1 protein-coding gene is annotated in these 2,189 nt (G+C 73.7%); it reads left to right on the forward strand.

The genetic code is table 11. The features are described 5' to 3' along the window. On the forward strand, nt 1-2,189 hold a 2,189-nt coding region (gene pheT, locus OOT08_RS14885; protein ID WP_325093575.1), incomplete at both ends, for a phenylalanine--tRNA ligase subunit beta.

Here is a 2,189-nt window from a genome sequence, read left to right on the forward strand (position 1 = left end):
CGCACAACTTCACGGTCGGTGACAAGGTCGTGGTGACCCTGCCCGGCGCCGTGCTCCCCGGCGGCTTCGAGATCGCCGCCCGGAAGACCTACGGCCACGTCTCCGACGGCATGATCGCCTCGGCCCGCGAGCTGAACCTCGGCGAGGACCACGACGGCATCATCGTGCTGTCCACCCTCGGCCTGGACCCCGAGGTCGGCGAGGACGCGAAGGCCCTGCTCGGCCTCGACCAGACCGCCGTCGAGATCAACGTGACCCCCGACCGCGGCTACGCCTTCTCGATCCGCGGCGTGGCCCGCGAGTACTCGCACGCGACCGGGGCGGCCTTCACCGACCCCGCGAGCCGCGTCACCGTGCAGCCCTCCGCCGGCTACTCGGTGGAGATCACCGACGACGCCCCGGTGCGCGGCAAGAACGGCGCGAGCGCCTTCGTGACCCGCGTGGTGCGCGGCGTCGACGCGAGCCGCCCCACCCCGCCCTGGATGGTGGCCCGGCTGCAGCTCGCGGGCATCCGCTCGCTCTCGCTGCCCGTCGACATCTCGAACTACGTCATGCTTGAGCTTGGCAACCCGATTCACGCCTACGACCTCGACCGGGTCGACGGCGGCCTCGTGGTGCGTCGCGCGGAGCCCGGCGAGACGATCCTGACCCTCGACGGCGTGGAGCGGAAGCTGCACCCAGAGGACCTGCTGATCGCCGACCACTCGGCCCCCCTCGGCATCGCCGGGGTCATGGGCGGCGAGTCCTCGAAGACCCGCGACGAGACCGTGAACATCCTCGTCGAGGCCGCGAACTTCGACCCGGTGACCGTCGCGCGCAGCGCCCGGCGGCACAAGCTGCCGAGCGAGGCCGCGAAGCGCTTCGAGCGCGGCGTTGACCCGCTCATCGCCGATCTGGCCGCCCAGCGCGCCGTCGACCTCCTCGTGGCGCTGGCCGGGGGCGTCGCCGACGAGCTCGGCTCCGCCTTCGGCGTGATCGAGGACGCCGAGCCGATCGCGCTCCCGCTCGGATTCGCCGAGCGCATCATGGGCGTCGCCTACTCCGAGGCCGAGCAGCGCGAGACGCTCGCCGCCATCGGCTGCGTCATCGAGGAGGGCGAGAGCGGCACCCTGCTCGTCACCCCGCCGAGCTGGCGCAGCGACCTGAGCTTCCCCGAGGCCCTCGTGGAGGAGATCGCGCGGATCATCGGGTACGACCGGATCCCCGCCGTGCTCCCCATCGCCCCGCCCGGGCGCGGCCTGTCCCGGGAGCAGCGCCTGCGTCGCCGCGCCGCCGACGGCCTGGCCGCCGCGGGCTACGTCGAGGTGCAGAGCTCGCCGTTCGTGAGCGAGACGGTGCAGGCTCGCTACGGCGTCGCCGCGGCCAGCCAGCCCGCGGACCTCGCCTCGGTGCGGCTCGCGAACCCCCTCGACGGCGAGTCCCCGCTCATGCGGCTCTCGCTGCTCGGCGGGCTCGTGAACACGACGCAGCGCAACGTGTCCCGCGGGGCCGTTGACCTCGCGATCTTCGAGTTCGGCTCCGTGTTCTTCCCGCCAACGGGCCCCCTCGGCACCGAGGAGGTGCCGCCGCTCGGCGTGTACCCCGGCGACGCGGGCATCCGCGAGCTGGACGAGTCGATTCCCGCGCAGCCCCGGCACGCCGCCGTGGTGCTCACGGGCGCCGCGGTCCAGAAGCAGCCGGGCGTCAGCGCCCGCGCCGCGGACTGGGCCGATGCGATCGACGCCGCCAAGCTCATCGCCCGGATGGTCAGCGCCCCGCTGAGCGTCCGCCAGGGCAGCCACCCAGCCTTCCACCCGGGTCGCACCGCGATCCTGCAGGTGGTGCGGGACGGCGTGAGCCACGACGTCGGCGTTGCGGGCGAGCTGCACCCCGAGGTGGTCGCCGACGCGCACCTGCACGGCCGCGTGGCCGCGGCGGAGCTGAACCTCGACCTGCTCATCGAGCTGGCCGACCGCGAGCCGAGCGTCACCCAGCTGGTCAGCTACCCGGCGGCGACCCAGGACCTCACCCTCCTGGTCGACGTGGCGGTGCCCGCCCAGCAGGTGCTGGACGCGGTCATCGCAGGCAGCGGCGAGCTACTTGAGGCCGCCCGGCTCGTGGACGACTACCGCGGCCAGGGCATCCCGGAGGGGCAGCGCGCGCTCACCTTCGCGCTGAAGTTCCGGGCCCCCGACCGCACCCTGACCGCC

This window comes from Leucobacter sp. M11, assembly GCF_035726885.1.
Taxonomy (GTDB): Bacteria; Actinomycetota; Actinomycetes; order Actinomycetales; family Microbacteriaceae; genus JAPFRB01.